The organism is Noviherbaspirillum denitrificans (assembly GCF_002211445.1).
GTDB classification, from domain to species: domain Bacteria; phylum Pseudomonadota; class Gammaproteobacteria; order Burkholderiales; family Burkholderiaceae_D; genus Noviherbaspirillum; species Noviherbaspirillum denitrificans.
Genome location: NZ_LSTO01000001.1, coordinates 1168291 through 1184533, shown reverse-complemented (window position 1 = coordinate 1184533; position 16243 = coordinate 1168291). Strand labels below are relative to the sequence as shown.

The window sequence follows — 16243 nt, the reverse complement described above, 5'->3', positions numbered from 1 at the left end:
CCGGACTGGCTGCCCCAGTCGAGCCGCTACTTCCCGGCGGTCGGTATCGTCGTGGGAGCGGCTGCTGCCGCGGTGTATGCGGCGGCGCAACTGGTGTGGCCGCCGGCGGTCGCGGTGCTGTTGTCGACAGTGGCGGGCATCTATCTCACCGGTGCTTTTCATGAGGATGGCTTTGCCGATGCTTGTGACGGACTGGGCGGCGGCTTGACGAAGCAGCGTGTGCTCGAAATCATGACCGATTCGCGCATTGGTGCGTATGGCGCAATCGGCATTGGCCTCCTGCTCGCAGTCAAATGCACGACGCTTGCCGGATTGAATGTGCAGGCGACCATTGCATCGCTGCTCGTCGCGCATCCGCTGTCACGCCTCGCATCGACGGTGTTGATCTGGAAGCTTGATTACGTGAAGCAGGAGGGCAAATCCAAACCGCTCGCGCAGCGCATGTCGCACGGCGAGTTTGCTGTCGCGGCCTTGACTGTGCTCGTCGTTCTGGTGGCGATCGCGCTGATGGGCTTGCTGCCCTTGCCGGCCCTCGGTTGCGGCGTGCTCGGTACAGCAGTTGCCGCATGGTGGCTCGCGCGCAAATGCGTGTGCCGCATCGGCGGCTATACCGGCGACTGCCTCGGCGCGATCCAGCAGTTGAGCGAGGCGGCGTTTTACCTCGCCGTGCTTGCGGCCCTAGGACGGTAATGCGGCTCCATCTCGTCAGGCATGCACGGCCAGTGGTACGGGACGGTGTCTGCTACGGCTGCGCCGACCTGCTTGCCGATGAAACGCATCAGCAGCAGGTACTCGCACAACTGGCTTCTGCATTGCCGAAGCGAATTGCCGTTGTTTCCAGCCCGTTGCGACGCTGCCGCAGCCTCGCCAAAGGATTGGCGCAAGCGCTCGACGCCGGTGAGCCGGCATTCGATGCTCGTCTTGCCGAGATGGATTTCGGTGCATGGGAGCTGCAACCGTGGAATGCCATTCCGCGCGCAGAGGTCGATGCTTGGGCGGCAGACCTTGCCCGCTATCGTCCCGGAGGCGGGGAAAGCCTGCTCGACGTGGCAACGCGGGTGCGAGCCTTTCATCAGGACGTGTGCAGCCGTACAACTGATGCAGTCGTTATCGTCGCGCATGCCGGCACGATACGCCTGCTGCTTGCGGCAACGCGGTGCGCTTCGCCGGAAGAAATGGTGACTGCCGCAGCAGCAACCCCGAACAGCATCGCTTATGGCGAACTGACGACAATCGATTGCCAAACGGATAACGATAAGTCGCTGTAATCCGTTTCCTTGTTGTCGGTATGTATTGCAAGCCTTAAAATAGTCAGGTTTTGGTGCCCGCGCGCATGTTCATGCGCGCAGTTAAACGGGAAACACGAGGCTTGCCAACAAGCTAACGTGTGCTGCCCCCGCAACGGTAAACAAGCGTCACTGGAATGCCGAAACGTCGCATTCCACATTGACAAGCGGTCCTTCGAAGCCACTGTGCAGTCTGCATGGGAAGGTCGGCCGCTTCGACTTGTGAGCCCGGATACCGGCCAGAACAGGTGGAAGTGTGCGGACGGGGGTCTTCGCGACGCAAATGCGGCATGCCCGCTTCTTGATCGTCAATCCTGTCCGGAACTTCTGTTCATCCAGCCTGCGGGGAAGTGGGCTGGTTGTATTTCTCTGGAACTTCGTCATGACATCACCCGTTCTCCCGCGCGCAGGCAAGCCGCTCGCGATTGCTGCCGCCATTGCCGCGGCCTTCACTGTTTCCGCCCACGCGCAGGAAAAGAAACTCGACTCCGTCGTCGTCACCGCGACGCGTTCGCCCCAGATTGCCAGGGAAGTGCTGGCCGATAACGTGGTCATTACCTCGGAAGAGATCGCGCGCTCCGGCGGCAACTCGCTCGCCGATGTGCTGCAGCGCCAGCGCGGTATCGAACTCGTACGCAACGGCGGACCGGGCGCGCAGTCGTCCGTATTCATCCGCGGCACCGACAACAAGCAGAACATCGTGCTCGTCGACGGCGTGCGCGTCGGTTCGGCAACGGCCGGCGGTGCCAGCTGGAACGCGATTCCGCTGTCGCAGATCGAGCGCGTGGAAATCGTCTACGGCCCGCTCAGCACCATGTACGGCGCAGATGCGGTGGGCGGCGTGGTGCAGATCTTCACCAAGCAGGGGGATGGCGCACCGGTAGTGACGGCCTCCGCCGGGGCCGGCAGTTATGGCACACGCAGCACCGACGCCGGTGTGTCCGGTTCCAGCGACGGATTCCGCTATGCGATCCGTGCCGGCCATGAACAGTCCGACGGATTCTCCGCGACGAAGCGGGGCAATTTCTCCTTCAATCCCGACCGTGACGGCTACAGCAATACCAGCGCCAGCGGCCAGTTCGGCTACCAGCTCGCCAAGGGGCATGAGCTTGGCGCCACCTTCCTGCACAGCGTATTGAAGAACCAGTTCGACTCCGGGCCGACGATGGATGATCGCGGCCGCACGCGCGTCGGTGCATACAGCATTTATGCGAAGAACAAGCTGATGCCGAACTGGGACAGCCACCTTCAGCTGTCGCAATCGGCGGACCACAGCACGAACGACGCTTCCTTCGGCCATACCGAGTACGATACCGACCAGACCACGCTCAGCTGGCAGAACAATTTCATGTTCGGGACCAATGTGCTGCAGGCGATCGTCGAGCACCGCAAGGAAGAAGTCGACTCCTCCGTGCCGTCGATGGTGCGCGATCGCACGACGAATTCCGTCGCGTTGGCCTACCAGATGCGCAGCGGCGCACACCTCGGCGCTGTGAGCCTGCGTGGCGACGACAGCTCGCAGTTCGGTTCGCGCACCACGGGCAGCGTTTCCTACGGCTACCGCCTCACCAGCGCGTTGCGCGTCAATGCGAGCGCGGGTACCAGCTTCCGGGCACCCACCTTCAACGAACTGTATTTCCCGAATTTCGGCATTCCGACGCTGCGTCCCGAAAAAGGCCGCAACGCGGAAATCGGCATGTATTACGAAGATGGGGCGAGCCAGTACAGCGCGGTCTATTACCGCAATCGCCTGACCGACCTGCTGGTGTTCACACCGGTGTGCCCGGTGACGCCGGCTGCCTTCCCGATCGGCTGCACCTACAACGTGAATGAGGCGTTGATTTCCGGCCTGTCGCTGGGTGCCAGTACGACAGCGGGGCAGTTCACCTTCCGCGGTTCGCTCGACTTCCAGGATCCCAAGGACGAGACCACTGGTCGCCGTCTCGCGCGCCGCGCCAAGAAGCACGGCACGTTGGCCGTGGATTACAAGGCGGGCGACGTGACCACCGGCGCCGAGCTGGTGTTCTCCGGCGACCGCTTCGACAACGTGACGAATACCAACCGCCTCGGCGGCTATGGCGTGCTGAACCTGCACGTCGGGTATGACCTGTCGAAGGACTGGAGCCTGTTCGCACGCTGGAACAACGTGTTCGACAAGAACTACGAGCTGGCCCGCCTGTTTGCCACGGCCGGCTCCAACGTCTTCGTCGGCGTGCGCTACGCGATGAAGTAAGAAAGGCAGGGACACTGTGCATAGCGAGGCCATCATGCTGCCAGCATTCCGCGAACGCCGGCGCGCCATCACGATTCTGACCGTGCTGGTCGCGGCGGCATTCTGCAGCATCCTGTTTGCGTGCGGCGTCGGTTCGGTGTCCCTGTCCGTGCAGGAACTCTTTGGCGCGCTCGGCGAAATTATCCATGGCAGTCCGTCGACGCTCGCCGCCACGCTGCTGGAACTGCGCCTCGGGCGGGCGCTCTCGGCTTTCGTGACCGGCGCGACGCTGGCGCTGGCCGGCGTGATGATGCAGGCCCTGCTGCGCAATCCGCTAGCGGATCCGTATGTGCTCGGCGTATCGGGTGGCGCGTCCGTCGGTGCGTTGAGTGCGATGCTCTTTTTCTCCGTGGCATGGCTGGTCGACGTTGCCGCATTCACCGGCGCGATCGCGGTTGCCTTCCTGCTCTTCGTGCTCGCGTGGCGCGACCTGCGCGGCAGCACGGGGGACAGCAATGCGCCGATGCTGCTGCTCACCGGCGTGATCGTCGCGTCGGGCTGTGGCGCGCTCGTGACCCTCATGCTTTCCATCGCGCCAGACAACCGCCTGCGCGGCATGGTGTTCTGGCTGATCGGCGACTTGTCGGCGACGCAGTCGCGCTGGCTGCCCTGGATCATCTGGTTGCTGGCGCTGACCTTCGCTGTGCGCGTGGCACGCGCGATCAATGTGATGGCCCTGCATGCGGAAGCGGCGGCGACCCTCGGCATCCGCGTCACGCGCCTGCGGCAGGGATTGTTTCTCTTCTCCGCGCTGCTGACGGCGAGCGCGGTCAGTACCGCGGGCAGCATCGGTTTCGTCGGCCTGATCGTGCCGCATGCCTGCCGCTTCGCGTGGGGACCGGACCATCGTCTCCTGCTGCCTGCGGCAACGCTGGCGGGCGGCACCTTCCTCGTGCTGGCCGACACGCTGGCACGCAGCGTGATCGCGCCCCAGCAGTTGCCGGTCGGCGTCATTACCGCGTTGATCGGCGTGCCGGTCTTCCTTCTCCAACTGCACCAGATTCACAGGAAATAAGCGATGCAGACGCGCGATCTGGGTTTAAGCGCCGGCGGCAGGGTGCTGGTTGACGGACTGAACTGGACCGTGGAAGCGGGACAGTGCTGGTGCGTGATCGGCCGCAACGGCGCGGGCAAGAGCACCTTGCTGCGCGCACTGGCCGGCCTGCGCGCGCCCGAGAAGGGCAGCGTGCACATGGATGGTCGCCCCATCGCGGACTGGCCGCTGGCTGCATTGGCGCGCGAACGCTCCTACCTGCCGCAGGGCAGGAACGATGCATTCGGCTACCGCGCCATCGATACCGTCCTCGCCGCGCGCCATCCCTACCAGGATGACCGCTACTGGGACGTGGAATCCGACTACCGGATTGCCCATGCGGCGTTGCGCGCGCTGGACGTCGGCCATCTCGCCGAACGTGACGTGCGCACGCTGTCCGGCGGCGAACGCCAGCGTGTGGCGATTGCCGCCGTGCTGTCGCAGGAAACGCCGTTGATGCTGCTCGACGAACCCGCCAGCGCGCTCGATCTTGCGCACCAGGTCGGCGTGATGGACTTGCTGGCGAAACTGTGCCGGTCCGAACGCAAGGCCGTGGTGCTCGTCAGCCACGATCTCAACCTGTCGCACAGCGTCTCCACCCACGCGCTGCTCCTGATGGGCGACGGCGAGTGGCAGGCGGGCCCGGCAGCCGAGGTGATGACCGCACCCGTGCTCAGCCGATGCCTGGGCTATCCCATCGAAGCCGTCCGCCACGGACGGCGCACCATTTTCATTCCCGCGGAAGAGGGTACCCATGACTGACGACATCAACGAGCGCCACCGTGCGCGCATGCAGCGCAAGAAGGACGTGGTTGACAGCAAGATCAACGCCGCCAAGCGCGATGCCGGTGTACTGCTCGTCAACACCGGCAACGGCAAGGGCAAGAGTTCGAGCGCCTTCGGCATGGCCATTCGCGCGCTCGGCCACGGCATGAAGGTGGGCGTAGTGCAGTTCATCAAGGGCGCCAAGTCGACCGGAGAGGAACTCTTCCTGCAGCGCTTCCCCGATGAAGTGAGCTTCCATGCGATGGGCGAGGGCTATACCTGGGAAACGCAGGACCGCGAACGCGACATCGCCGCCGCGGAGCGCGCATGGGAGCGCGCACGGACCTTCCTGGCCGATCCGGGCATCGGTTTCGTGGTGCTCGACGAACTGAACATCGCATTGAAATACCGCTACCTCGACGTGAACCGCGTCATCGAAGATTTGCGCGCGCGGCCGCCGATGCAGCATGTCGTGGTGACCGGCCGCGCGGCGCCGCCGGAACTCATCGCCGTCGCTGATACCGTCACGGAGATGCAGCTGGTCAAGCATGCGTTTGCGTCGGGCATCGCTGCACAGCCCGGCGTCGAGTGGTAAGGCCGGCATGACGCGCACTTTCGTCTTCGGCGGCGCGCGCTCGGGCAAGAGCGCGCATGCGGAAAGCGTCGCCGCCGCGAGCGGCAAGCCCGTGGTTTACGTCGCTACCGCGCAGGCCGGCGATGCGGAAATGCAGGCGCGCATCGCACATCATCGCGCGCGCCGCGACGCGGACTGGACGACGGTCGAAGAGACGCTTGCGCTGGGCAAGGTGCTGCGTGCAGCGTCGACGCCCGGCAATCTCGTGCTGGTGGATTGCCTCACGGTCTGGCTGTCCAATTTGCTGTTCTGCGAAAACATTGCGTATCCCGAGATCGGGCATATCGAACCGCCGCAACGTTATTTCCGCGAGCGCGAGGAATTCCTCGCCGCTATCGAACAAGCGCCCGGTGACCTGGTCATCGTCTCCAATGAAGTCGGCATGGGCATCGTGCCGCAGGGCGCGATTTCGCGCTGGTTCGTCGACGAGGCCGGGCGCCTGAACCAGGCCGTCGCAGCGCGTTGCGAGCGTGCGGTGTGGGTGGCAGCGGGATTGCCGCTGGTGCTGAAGGGGCAAGCATGCTGACCGCACTGCTGATGGCCGCGGGCGTGGGGATCGACTGGGTGCTGGGTGAGCCGCGCAAGTGGCATCCGCTGGTCGGCTTCGGGCGCTTTGCGAATGCCATCGAACGCCGTCTCAATCGTGGTGCAGGACGAACCGGGAAAGGCATCGCCGCATGGATGATTGCGGTGCTTCCGCTGACAGCGCTTGCCGCTTGGGCATGCGCCTTCGGCGCTGAGGTCAACACGATGGCAGGCTGGGCCATCCATGCCGTGCTGCTGTATTTCTGCATCGGCTTGCGCAGCCTGCGCGATCACCTGCTTCCGATTGCGCAAGCACTCAGGGACGGCAACCTCGTGCAAGCGCGTGAGCTGACATCCCGCATTGTCAGCCGTGACACGCGCCGATCAAACGAACCGGAACTGGCGAAAGCAGCCGTCGAATCGCTGCTGGAAAACGGCAACGATGCGGTATTCGGCACGCTGTTCTGGTTCGCCGTCGCCGGCGGCCCAGGTGCAGTGCTCTTCCGCCTCGCCAATACGCTGGACGCGATGTGGGGCTACCGCAATGAGCGCTTCAATGATTTCGGATGGATGGCGGCGCGCACTGATGACGTGCTGAACTGGATTCCCGCGCGGCTGACCGCGCTGTCCTACGCCATCCTCGGCGATACGCGCTGCGCATGGGCCTGCTGGCAATCGCAGGCGGCAAGCTGGGGTAGTCCCAATGCCGGGCCGGTGATGTCCGCCGGTGCGGGGGCCCTGCATGTCTCACTGGGCGGCGCGGCGGAATATGACGGCGAGATCGAGGAGCGTCCATTGCTTGGCAAAGGGAGCCCCGCATCCGCAGAGGACATCGGCCGCGCATGGTCCCTCGTGGCGCGGACCTGCATCCTGTGGCTGGTGGTGATCGCCGCAGCCGGATTTTTCATTGAAAGGATCAGCCATGCTTGAGCACGGCGGAAACCTGCGCGAAGCGGCAGCGCGCTACGGCCGCCCGATCGCGGAGTGGCTCGATCTGTCGACCGGACTCAACCCGGTTCCGTACCCTGCGCCTGTGTTGCCTGAGAAGGTATGGCACCGCCTTCCTGAAGACGATCCTGGAGTGGTGGCCGCGGCCTGCTCCTATTACGGCGCGCCCCGCATGCTTGCCGTCGCCGGGACGCAGCAGGCGATCCAGGCGCTTCCGCGCCTGCGCGCGCGCTCACGCATCGTCGTGTCCGCGCCGTCCTATGCGGAACATGCGCATTGCTGGCGCCAGGCAGGACACGCGGTGCGTGAAGTGCCGTTTGCCGCCCTCGAGCAAAACGTGGACGAGGCCGAGGTCATGGTTGTCTGCAACCCCAATAATCCCACCGGCGCGACGGTTGAACCGGAACGCCTGCTCGAATGGGCGGGGCGGCTCGCCGCGCGCGGCGGCTGGCTGGTGGTGGATGAAGCCTTCGGCGACGTTTCGCCGCAGATGAGCGTCGCGCAATGGACCGACCGACCCGGGCTGATCGTATTCCGTTCCGTGGGCAAGTTTTTCGGACTGGCAGGATTGCGCCTTGGCTTCGTGGCAGCCGATGCCGCAACCTTGTCGCGGATGGCCGACTGGCTGGGGCCATGGTCGGTGAGTGCACCGGCGCAGCTTACCGGCCGCGCGGCGCTCGAAGATCGCGTATGGCAGGAACATGCACGTCACCGCCTTCAGCAGGAGGGCGCGCGCCTGCAAGCAATGCTGGCCGGGGCAGGCATACACGCGGCCGGAACAGCACTGTTCCGCTGGTGGCCTGAAAGCGAAGCTGAAGCTTTTCACCTCCACATGGCGGAGCACGGCATCTGGGTCCGCTTATTTGCTGACAAGGCACGCGGCATCCGCCTGGGACTGCCGCCGGACGAATCCGGCTGGCAGCGCCTGCAGCGCGCGCTCGATGCCTGGAAACCCGCGGAAAGGGAACAACGATGAAACGACTCCTGCTGGCGCTCGCCTGCGCAATGTGCGCGCACGCGCACGCCGCAATCACAGTCACCGACGATGATGGTCAGACCATCACCTTGCAGCAGCCCGCGCGCCGCGTCGTGTCGCTCGCACCGCACGTGACGGAAATGCTGTTCGCAGCCGGCGGCGGCGACCGGATCGTGGGCACCGTGAAGTACAGCGACTATCCCTCCGCCGCGCGCGACATTCCGCGTGTCGGCGACAACCGGCTGGTCGACATCGAACGCCTGCTCGCGCTCAAGCCCGACCTGCTCGTCGTGTGGCGGCACAACGCGTCGTCGCGCCAGATGGAGCAATTGCGCAAGCTGGGTATTCCGCTGTTCTACAGCGAGCCGCACAAGCTCGACGAGATCCCGCTAGCCATCCTGAAGATGGGACAGCTGATGGGCACGACGCAGCAGGCGGAGAAAAGCGCAGCCGAATTACGCGCCCAGCTCGATAGCCTGACCGCCCGCTACCGGAACCGTCCGCCAGTGCGCGTGTTCTACCAGGTGTGGGACCGCCCCCTGTACACGCTGAACGAGCGCCATATCATCAACGACGCCATCCATATCTGTGGCGGCGAGAACATCTTCGCCAAGCTGCCCCTGGTGGCGCCCAGCCTGAGTCCCGAGGCGGTGCTGCAGGAAAATCCGGAAGTGATCGTCAGCGGCGATCGCGCCGACCAGGCCGGCAGCGGAATCGACATGTGGAAGCAGTATCCTTCGATGCTCGCTGTCCGTCGCGGCAACCTCTTCGCATTTTCCGGCGACCTGTTCAACCGCTCCGGGCCGCGCGTCATCGCCGGGGCAGCGCAGTTGTGCGATAAGCTCGAGCAGGTGCGCGCGAAACGGGGAGAACGCCAGTGAATTACCGTCGCATCGTCTGCCTCAGCACCGAGGCGGTCGAAACGTTGTATGCGCTTGGCGCCGAGGATGCAATTGCCGGGATCTCCGGCTTCACGACACGTCCGGCGAGAGCGCGAGCGGAAAAGCCGAAGGTCAGCGGATTCTCATCGTCCCGCATCGAGCGCATCCTCAACGTGCAGCCCGACCTCGTGATCGGCTTTTCGGACATGCAGGCGGGGATCTGCAGTGAACTTGTGTCGGCCGGCGTGGAAGTGCATCTCTTCAACCAGCGCGATATCGCTGGCATCTTCCACATGGTCAATGTGCTTGCCGCGCTCGTCGGCAAGCAGGACGCCGGATGGTCGCTCGTGGATGTACTACAGGCGAAAATCGAACAGGTGCGCGCGCAGTCGAGCCAATGGAGCGCGCGGCCGAAGGTCTACTTCGAGGAATGGAACGATCCGCCGATCAGCGGTATCGGCTGGGTGTCGGAACTGATCGCCATCGCCGGCGGCGACGACATCTTCCCGGAACTCGCGGCGCATTCCAGCGCGAAGGCGCGCATCATCGCCGACGCCGATGAAGTGGTGCGCCGTGCGCCCGACATCATCATCGGCTCCTGGTGCGGCAAGAAGTTCCGACCCGAAACCGTCACCGGCAGGCCGGGCTGGGACGCGATTCCCGCCGTCCGGGACGGCATGGTGGCCGAGGTCAAGTCGGCCGATATCCTTTCCCCAGGACCAGGGGCGATTACCGAAGGACTGCCGCAGATTGCTGCGCTGGTCCGCCAATGGCAGGAGCTGCGTGCATGAAATTCCCCTACCGGACACTCATGGTCCAGGGCACGACCTCGGACGCCGGCAAGAGTACCGTGGTCGCCGCGTTGTGCCGCCTGCTGGCGCGCGAAGGCGTCAGCGTGGCGCCGTTCAAGCCGCAGAACATGGCGCTCAACAGCGCGGTGACCACCGACGGCGGCGAGATCGGCCGCGCGCAGGCGCTGCAGGCACTGGCCGCCGGCCTCGAACCCCACACCGACATGAACCCCATCCTGCTCAAGCCGTCGAGCGACACCGGCGCGCAGGTCATCGTGCACGGCAAGGTGCGTGCCGACATGAACGCGCGCGACTACCACCAGTACAAAACGGTGGCGATGCAGGCGGTGCTGGAGTCTTATCAGCGGCTGTCACGCGCCTACAGCGCGGTCATCGTGGAAGGCGCGGGAAGCCCGGCGGAGATCAACCTGCGCGAACGTGACATCGCCAACATGGGATTCGCTGAAGCGGTGGATTGCCCGGTCATCCTCGTCGCGGACATCGACCGGGGAGGAGTGTTCGCGCACATCGTCGGCACGCTCTCCTGCCTGTCCGACAGCGAACGCGCGCGCATCGCCGGCTTTGTGATCAACCGCTTCCGCGGCGACATCGGCCTGCTCGAACCCGGCCTGGACTGGCTGGAGGAACAGACCGGCAAGCCGGTGCTCGCCGTCCTGCCGTACCTGCACGGGCTGTTCCTCGACGCCGAGGATGCCATCAAGCCCGAACAGCAGGCAAAGGGCAGCTTCCGCATCGTGGTGCCAGTCCTGCCGCGCATCAGCAACCATACCGATTTCGACGCCTTGCGCGCGCAGCCCGGCGTCGACCTGACCTTCGTCGGCCCGGGACAGGCGATTCCGCCGGCCGACCTGATCGTCCTCCCCGGCAGCAAGAACACCCGCGACGACCTCGCCTGGCTGCGCGTCAACGTCTGGCCGCAAGCCTTGCGCAAGCATTTGCGCTATGGCGGCAAGGTGATCGGGATTTGCGGCGGTTACCAGATGCTCGGCCGCACCGTGTCGGATCCGCATGGTGTCGAAGGAAAGCCAGGAATGTCCGAGGCGCTGGGCCTGCTGGAGATCGATACCGAACTGGCGACGGAAAAGACACTGGCGCAGGTCAGCGGACAGTGCGCTTTTGCCGACGGCGAGGTCAGGGGTTACGAAATCCACATGGGCGTGTCGCAAGGGCCGGCAACCCGCCTGCCGGCGTTCATGATCGACGGCAGGCCTGAAGGTGCGCGGTCGGCGGACGGCCAGGTGCTTGGAACATACCTGCATGGCGTCTTCGATGCGCCGGGCGCACTCGCAGCCTTGCTGGCTTGGGCGGGCATGGACGCCTTCGAAGCGGTCGACCTGGCGCAACTGCGGGAGCAAAGCCTGGACCGGATCGCCGATGCCACGCGGCCGCTGCTCGACGCGTTGCGCGGGAAGGGGCGCAACGCCGCCTGATCCCCTTGCAAGATGGAAAATGCAGCGTGCTATCCTTACGGAAAGAGGTCGCAAACCCATTCCAGCGGAGGACAAGCATGCCCGTGATCGTTATCGCCAACCCGAAAGGTGGCGTCGGCAAGAGCACCATTGCCACCAACCTGGCCGGCTATTTCGCCAAGCAGGGACACAAGGTCATGCTCGGCGACGCCGACGTCCAGCAGTCCTCGCGTGCCTGGCTGGCGCTGCGGCCGGGCAGCCTGCCGCCGATTGCTGCTTGGGATATCGCCGACGGCCATGTCGCCCGGCCGCCCAAGGGCACCACACATATCGTATTGGATACGCCGGCCGGTTTGTCCGGCAACCGTCTGGAAGAAGTCCTGCGGATCGCCGACAAGGTGGTCGTCCCGTTGCAGGCATCCATGTTCGATATCCTCGCCACCCAGGAATTCCTCCAGCGGCTGGCTTCGGGCAAGCATGGCAAATCGCATGTCGGTGTTCTTGGCATGCGGATCAATGTCCGCACGCGCGCGGCCGACCAGTTGGCCCACTACGTCGGCAACGTCGGATTGCCTGTACTGGGGTACCTGCGCGATACACAGAATTATGTGCAATTGGCCGCGCACGGCGCGACCGTTTGGGATGTCGCGCCTTCACGCGTCGAGAAAGACCTGGAGCAGTGGACCGACCTTGTGAAGTGGGTCCAGCACTGATTCAACGGCCGCCGCACACCGGCTGGCCCCGGTCATCCAGCAGCGGCGCCAGCGACAGCTTCGCGCCCACATACTCAACCATGTAAACACACCCGTACGGGTCCTTCAGGTAGGTGCCGTGAACCACGGCGCGCGCCGAGGCCGCACGCTGCCTGCGTGCGTCGGCCGGAGTGATGACGCCGTCCGAGTCCGCCGCAACGGCCGCCGAAATGGGACGGGCAAGGAGGATCCGGGCAGATTCATAAGCAGGCGGATACCACATCAGCGCCAACAGGATCGTGCAGATGCCGCCGATGGCAACCAGCATGCGCTTCCACAGGGGAAGGCGGGGGAGGGTGTCTGCAGCTTTGTCGTTCTTCATGTCCACCATTTCCGTCGTATCAGGGATGCGATGAAAACTGCCTGAGGTGTCAAACAGGAATTCGGCAGGGCGTGCAGCCAACCCCGCGAAAGTCGGACGATTATAAGTTTGGTCGGGGATACGTCAATCCCATGTATGTGGGATTTAGCGCGTGGGCCGTTTCGCGCGCACGGCATCCAGTTTGCGGCACAGGTCTTCGGTGCCATCGAGGATACGCGGGCCCGCGCGGTTCATCAGGTTGCCGTCGATGGAAATCAGGTTGCCGCCGGCAACCGCTTTCAGTCCGGGGAAGCGTCGCCAGGGGGCGAAGACATCATCCTGTTCGCCGCTGCTGGCCACGATCGCTTCAGGATCGGCCTTGATCACCGCTTCCTCGCTGACCGTCGGCGCCAGTTGCGGCAGTCTGGCGAAGATGTTCTCCCCGCCGCACAGGCGCAGCGCGGATGACACCAGGTGGGAACCGTTCAGAGTCATCAGGGGCGAGCGCCAGATCTGGTAGAACACCGTGACGGAACGCCGGCGCTGATAGGTATCCTGCAGTTTCTTCCAGCGCTGGCGGAAGGCCATTGCCGCCGCCTGCCCGGTGGCGTCGGTCCCGGCGAGGCGGGCAAGGCGTTCGAGCGAATGCGCAATCGCCGGGAAGTCGTAGGGTTCGCTTTTGTAGATGGGGATGCCCAGCGTTTCCAGTTTCGCCAGCTGCCCGGCCGCCATGCCGTTGTTCCATCCCACGATGAGATCAGGCTTGAGCTGGATGATGCGTTCCAGGTCCAGCGATACGCCGCTGCCCACCGACTGGATGCGCTTCGCTTCAGGCGGATAGTCGCTGAATTCGGTGACGCCGACGATATAGGCGCCGGCACCGGCGGCGAACAGCATTTCGGTGGCGTGTGGTGCGAGGCTGACGATGCGCCGCGCGGGGGCGGGGAGGGTGACGCTGCGCCTTGCATCGTCGATTACCGTGACCGCGGCCTGCGCCGGGAGGCCCAGCGCGAGCACGCAGGTCAGCAGCAGCGGCCTGATGCGGAAATGCGGCATTTCGATCAGGCGCTGATGGTTCAGATTTCGAGGTTGTCGATCAGGCGCGTGGTGCCGAGTTTGGCGGCAGCCAGCACGACCAGTGGTGCGCCCTGGGCGAGGTCGCCGGCGGAAGGCGGTTGCAGGTCGGCGCGCTTGCGCACCGAAATGTAATCCGGCTTCCAGCCGCGCGCGGCCAGTTTGGTTGCGGCGTGGCGTTCCAGTTCGAACATGTCGAGGTGACCGCTGCGCACTTCGTTCGCGACTTCATTGAGCAGCTGGTACAGCTGCGGCGCTTCTGCGCGCTCCGCTTCCGACAGGTAGCCGTTGCGCGAGGACAGCGCGAGGCCGTCATCCGCGCGCCAGGTCTCAGCCGCAATGATTTCTGTTGGCAGCGCGAACTGCTTGGCCATGTTGCGCACGATCATGAGCTGCTGGTAATCCTTCTTGCCGAACACGGCCACGCGCGGCTGCACGCAGGAGAACAATTTCAACACCACGGTCGTTACACCGGTAAAGAAGCCCGGTCGGAACTCACCTTCCAGGATGTTGCCGAGGTCGTCAGGCGGACGCACACGGTATTCCTGCGGCTCCGGATACAGGTCCTTTTCGGTCGGAGCGAACAGTACGTACACGCCTTCCTTTTCCAGCTTTTCCACGTCGGCCTGGAACGTGCGCGGATACTTGTCGAAGTCTTCGTTCGGGCCGAACTGCAGGCGGTTGACGAAGATCGATGCGACCACCGGATCGCCATGCTTGCGCGCCAGACGCATCAGCGACAGGTGGCCTTCGTGCAGGTTGCCCATGGTGGGCACAAAGGCGGTGCGCAGTTGACCGCGCAGCTGGTCGCGCAATTCGTCGATGGAGGAAATGATTTTCATGGGACAGCCTTGCTATGGTGAATGCCACGTTGCTGCAAGTGCGGCGGATGAAAGGAATCAGGTCGGTGAATAGGCGAGACGCACGTAGATCGGCGCGAAGGCTTCGGCCTGCGTGATCTCGATCAGGGTTTCCTTGGCCAGTTCGAGCAGAGCGATGAAGTTCACCACCACCACAGGCACGCCGCGCGAGGGATCGAAGAGATCGGAGAACTCGACGAACTTCGCCGACTGCAGGCGGCGCAGGATGCCGGTCATGTGCTCGCGCACGGACAGTTCCTCGCGCGTGATGGTGTGGTGCTGCGTCAGCTTGGCGCGCTTGATGATGTCGGCCCAGACGGCCTGCAGCTCGGAGATGTTAACGTCCGGCCAGCGCGGCGCCATGCTCTGTTCAATGAAGATCTGCGTGCGCACATAGTCACGGCCGAGCTGCGGCAGGGCGTCGAGCTGTTGCGCGGCGAGCTTGATCTGCTCGTATTCGAGCAGGCGGCGTACCAGTTCCGCGCGCGGGTCTTCCGCTTCCTCGCCGGTATCGGCCTTCTTCACCGGCAGCAGCATGCGCGACTTGATCTCGATGAGCATGGCTGCCATCAGCAGGTATTCGGCTGCCAGTTCGAGGTTGCGCGAGCGGATCTGGTCGACATACTCCAGGTACTGGCGGGTCACGTCCGCCATTGGGATGTCGAGGATGTTGAAGTTCTGCTTGCGGATCAGGTAGAGCAGCAGGTCGAGCGGTCCCTGGAAGGCTTCAAGGAAGACCTCCAGCGCATCGGGCGGGATGTACAGGTCTGTCGGCAGCTTGAACAACGGCTCGCCGTACAGTTTGGCAAACGCCATGCCGTCCACCATATCCGGGGTTGAATCCGGCTGGCCGGCGAGCGCCTGTTCGGGGGCGTTCGCCGGGAGGTGCGTCAGCAGGGTGTCCTGCGAGGACATCAGGACTTGGTCTGGTAGACGTAAGGTTGCTGCTTGACGCGCGATTCCTGTTCGCGGCGGCGGAGGTCGAGGTCGATGGGCGCCTTGTCCCACAAAATGGCGCGGCCGGCGCGCTGCTTTTCTTCGATCGACGGATTGTTCTGCTTCATTTCAGTGAGAAACTTGGTGAAATCGGAAACGTACGTCGTCTGTTGTTTGCTGAATTTCATAGCGAAAATAGGGTTCAGGATGGAAAAGCAGGCGCTATTTTACCCTGTCTTCGCTGCAGTTCCGTCAATCGGGCGACAGTGTGTGGCAAGGTGGAGCATCTTATTATCAATGCATCAACACGATTTTTCGAAGAAGTAGCGCGGCGTGAACAATGCCAGTATGATTTCCGAGAAGTAATTCTCAGCTGGATTGCGGAGGATCACAGCTGCATGCAGATGAAGGGGCGCTCCATGTTTCCGGCTTCAGACAACGATGTGCCCGAAATTCTGGTTGTCGACGACACGCCAGCCGACTGCCACTTCATGGCCGCGATATTGACTGCCCAGGGCTATCGTGTGCGCATCGTCCATAACGGCGGCAAGGCGCTGGAAGAAGTAGACGCCCATGCGCCGGACCTCATCCTGCTGGACATCAACATGCCCGACATGGACGGTTTCGAACTGTGCCGGCGCCTCAAACAGTCACTGCAGCACGCCAGCATCCCGGTCATCTTCATCAGCGCTTACGACGACACTGACATGAAGGTGTCCGCCTTCAATTGCGGCGGCATCGATTACGTCACCAAACCCTTGCGCGTCGCTGAACTGAAG

The 16243-nt window shown here is 63.9% G+C and carries 19 protein-coding genes and 1 riboswitch; of the genes, 14 read left to right on the top strand and 5 right to left on the bottom strand.

Features of this window, described 5'->3' with window-relative positions; all coding sequences use genetic code 11:
* The 13 genes from AYR66_RS05900 to AYR66_RS05840 form a co-directional block, all read left to right on the top strand.
* Positions 1 to 690: adenosylcobinamide-GDP ribazoletransferase (locus tag AYR66_RS05900; RefSeq protein ID WP_088709626.1), on the top strand; the 690-nt coding region annotated here is incomplete at its 5' end.
* Entirely contained in the window at positions 690 to 1268 is a 579-nt protein-coding gene (locus AYR66_RS05895; RefSeq protein WP_088706753.1) for a histidine phosphatase family protein, read from the top strand. The genes AYR66_RS05900 and AYR66_RS05895, both read left to right, overlap by 1 nt.
* Before the next feature lie 34 nt (positions 1269 to 1302).
* Positions 1303 to 1544, top strand: a riboswitch (cobalamin riboswitch).
* Positions 1545 to 1668: 124 nt separating this feature from the next.
* Positions 1669 to 3519: a TonB-dependent receptor domain-containing protein gene (locus AYR66_RS05890; protein ID WP_088706752.1), complete on the top strand. Its 1851-nt coding sequence runs from the start codon at positions 1669 to 1671 to the stop codon at positions 3517 to 3519.
* Between the two features lie 34 nt (positions 3520 to 3553).
* Positions 3554 to 4573, top strand: a complete 1020-nt coding sequence (locus AYR66_RS05885) for a FecCD family ABC transporter permease (RefSeq protein WP_088706751.1) — start codon at positions 3554 to 3556, stop codon at positions 4571 to 4573.
* Positions 4574 to 4576: 3 nt separating this feature from the next.
* On the top strand, positions 4577 to 5353 hold the full coding sequence (locus AYR66_RS05880; RefSeq protein WP_088706750.1) for an ABC transporter ATP-binding protein: 777 nt from the start codon (positions 4577 to 4579) through the stop codon (positions 5351 to 5353).
* Complete coding sequence (gene cobO / locus AYR66_RS05875; protein ID WP_088706749.1) at positions 5346 to 5951, top strand: cob(I)yrinic acid a,c-diamide adenosyltransferase; 606 nt, start codon at positions 5346 to 5348, stop codon at positions 5949 to 5951. Before AYR66_RS05880 ends, cobO begins: the two co-directional genes overlap by 8 nt.
* A 7-nt stretch (positions 5952 to 5958) precedes the next feature.
* The gene (gene cobU, locus AYR66_RS05870) at positions 5959 to 6516 is read left to right on the top strand and encodes a bifunctional adenosylcobinamide kinase/adenosylcobinamide-phosphate guanylyltransferase (protein WP_088706748.1); all 558 of its coding nucleotides are present in this window, start codon (positions 5959 to 5961) and stop codon (positions 6514 to 6516) included.
* Entirely contained in the window at positions 6510 to 7445 is a 936-nt protein-coding gene (cbiB, locus tag AYR66_RS05865) for an adenosylcobinamide-phosphate synthase CbiB (protein WP_088706747.1), read from the top strand. The genes cobU and cbiB overlap by 7 nt, the downstream gene beginning before the upstream one ends.
* A complete protein-coding gene (gene cobD, locus AYR66_RS05860) occupies positions 7438 to 8439 on the top strand; it encodes a threonine-phosphate decarboxylase CobD (RefSeq protein WP_088706746.1) in 1002 nt (333 codons plus the stop codon). Before cbiB ends, cobD begins: the two co-directional genes overlap by 8 nt.
* Positions 8436 to 9320 (top strand): cobalamin-binding protein, encoded by an 885-nt coding sequence (locus AYR66_RS05855; protein WP_088706745.1) that lies wholly within the window; start codon positions 8436 to 8438, stop codon positions 9318 to 9320. The genes cobD and AYR66_RS05855 overlap by 4 nt, the downstream gene beginning before the upstream one ends.
* Complete coding sequence (locus AYR66_RS05850; RefSeq protein WP_088706744.1) at positions 9317 to 10111, top strand: cobalamin-binding protein; 795 nt, start codon at positions 9317 to 9319, stop codon at positions 10109 to 10111. Before AYR66_RS05855 ends, AYR66_RS05850 begins: the two co-directional genes overlap by 4 nt.
* Positions 10108 to 11562 carry a cobyric acid synthase gene (locus AYR66_RS05845; RefSeq protein WP_088706743.1) on the top strand — a complete coding sequence of 485 codons (1455 nt, stop codon included), beginning with the start codon at positions 10108 to 10110 and terminating at the stop codon, positions 11560 to 11562. The genes AYR66_RS05850 and AYR66_RS05845 overlap by 4 nt, the downstream gene beginning before the upstream one ends.
* Positions 11563 to 11639: 77 nt before the next feature.
* A complete protein-coding gene (locus AYR66_RS05840) occupies positions 11640 to 12254 on the top strand; it encodes a ParA family protein (protein WP_088706742.1) in 615 nt (204 codons plus the stop codon).
* A gap of 1 nt (position 12255) precedes the next feature.
* Here AYR66_RS05840 and AYR66_RS05835 read toward each other — a convergent pair whose 3' ends face one another.
* The 5 genes from AYR66_RS05835 to AYR66_RS05815 all read right to left on the bottom strand — a co-directional run bounded on the left by AYR66_RS05835 (position 12256) and on the right by AYR66_RS05815 (position 15652).
* Positions 12256 to 12615, bottom strand: coding sequence for a hypothetical protein (locus AYR66_RS05835; protein WP_088706741.1), 360 nt, complete (start codon positions 12613 to 12615; stop codon positions 12256 to 12258).
* 144 nt (positions 12616 to 12759) lie between these two features.
* A complete protein-coding gene (locus AYR66_RS05830) occupies positions 12760 to 13650 on the bottom strand; it encodes a cobalamin-binding protein (RefSeq protein ID WP_088706740.1) in 891 nt (296 codons plus the stop codon).
* Between the two features lie 20 nt (positions 13651 to 13670).
* Positions 13671 to 14510 (bottom strand): pantoate--beta-alanine ligase, encoded by an 840-nt coding sequence (gene panC / locus AYR66_RS05825; RefSeq protein ID WP_088706739.1) that lies wholly within the window; start codon positions 14508 to 14510, stop codon positions 13671 to 13673.
* A 57-nt stretch (positions 14511 to 14567) separates the two neighbouring features.
* Positions 14568 to 15443: a segregation and condensation protein A gene (locus tag AYR66_RS05820; RefSeq protein ID WP_088706738.1), complete on the bottom strand. Its 876-nt coding sequence runs from the start codon at positions 15441 to 15443 to the stop codon at positions 14568 to 14570.
* Positions 15443 to 15652 (bottom strand): DUF3460 family protein, encoded by a 210-nt coding sequence (locus AYR66_RS05815; RefSeq protein WP_088706737.1) that lies wholly within the window; start codon positions 15650 to 15652, stop codon positions 15443 to 15445. The genes AYR66_RS05820 and AYR66_RS05815 overlap by 1 nt, the downstream gene beginning before the upstream one ends.
* Positions 15653 to 15883: 231 nt before the next feature.
* Between AYR66_RS05815 and AYR66_RS05810 the strand changes: the two genes are divergently transcribed.
* Positions 15884 to 16243 (top strand): response regulator (locus tag AYR66_RS05810; protein ID WP_206047074.1); only part of this gene is annotated, 360 nt, incomplete at its 3' end.

What these genes read in the sequence shown, in the direction of transcription:
- AYR66_RS05895 (WP_088706753.1), top strand. Translation starts at nt 690, where the DNA reads ATGCGGCTCCATCTCGTCAGGCATGCACGGCCAGTGGTACGGGACGGT.
- AYR66_RS05890 (WP_088706752.1), top strand. Translation starts at nt 1,669, where the DNA reads ATGACATCACCCGTTCTCCCGCGCGCAGGCAAGCCGCTCGCGATTGCT.
- AYR66_RS05885 (WP_088706751.1), top strand. Translation starts at nt 3,554, where the DNA reads ATGCTGCCAGCATTCCGCGAACGCCGGCGCGCCATCACGATTCTGACC.
- AYR66_RS05880 (WP_088706750.1), top strand. Translation starts at nt 4,577, where the DNA reads ATGCAGACGCGCGATCTGGGTTTAAGCGCCGGCGGCAGGGTGCTGGTT.
- cobO (WP_088706749.1), top strand. Translation starts at nt 5,346, where the DNA reads ATGACTGACGACATCAACGAGCGCCACCGTGCGCGCATGCAGCGCAAG.
- cobU (WP_088706748.1), top strand. Translation starts at nt 5,959, where the DNA reads ATGACGCGCACTTTCGTCTTCGGCGGCGCGCGCTCGGGCAAGAGCGCG.
- cbiB (WP_088706747.1), top strand. Translation starts at nt 6,510, where the DNA reads ATGCTGACCGCACTGCTGATGGCCGCGGGCGTGGGGATCGACTGGGTG.
- cobD (WP_088706746.1), top strand. Translation starts at nt 7,438, where the DNA reads ATGCTTGAGCACGGCGGAAACCTGCGCGAAGCGGCAGCGCGCTACGGC.
- AYR66_RS05855 (WP_088706745.1), top strand. Translation starts at nt 8,436, where the DNA reads ATGAAACGACTCCTGCTGGCGCTCGCCTGCGCAATGTGCGCGCACGCG.
- AYR66_RS05845 (WP_088706743.1), top strand. Translation starts at nt 10,108, where the DNA reads ATGAAATTCCCCTACCGGACACTCATGGTCCAGGGCACGACCTCGGAC.
- AYR66_RS05840 (WP_088706742.1), top strand. Translation starts at nt 11,640, where the DNA reads ATGCCCGTGATCGTTATCGCCAACCCGAAAGGTGGCGTCGGCAAGAGC.
- AYR66_RS05835 (WP_088706741.1), bottom strand. Translation starts at nt 12,615, where the DNA reads ATGAAGAACGACAAAGCTGCAGACACCCTCCCCCGCCTTCCCCTGTGG.
- AYR66_RS05830 (WP_088706740.1), bottom strand. Translation starts at nt 13,650, where the DNA reads ATGCCGCATTTCCGCATCAGGCCGCTGCTGCTGACCTGCGTGCTCGCG.
- panC (WP_088706739.1), bottom strand. Translation starts at nt 14,510, where the DNA reads ATGAAAATCATTTCCTCCATCGACGAATTGCGCGACCAGCTGCGCGGT.
- AYR66_RS05820 (WP_088706738.1), bottom strand. Translation starts at nt 15,443, where the DNA reads ATGTCCTCGCAGGACACCCTGCTGACGCACCTCCCGGCGAACGCCCCC.
- AYR66_RS05815 (WP_088706737.1), bottom strand. Translation starts at nt 15,652, where the DNA reads ATGAAATTCAGCAAACAACAGACGACGTACGTTTCCGATTTCACCAAG.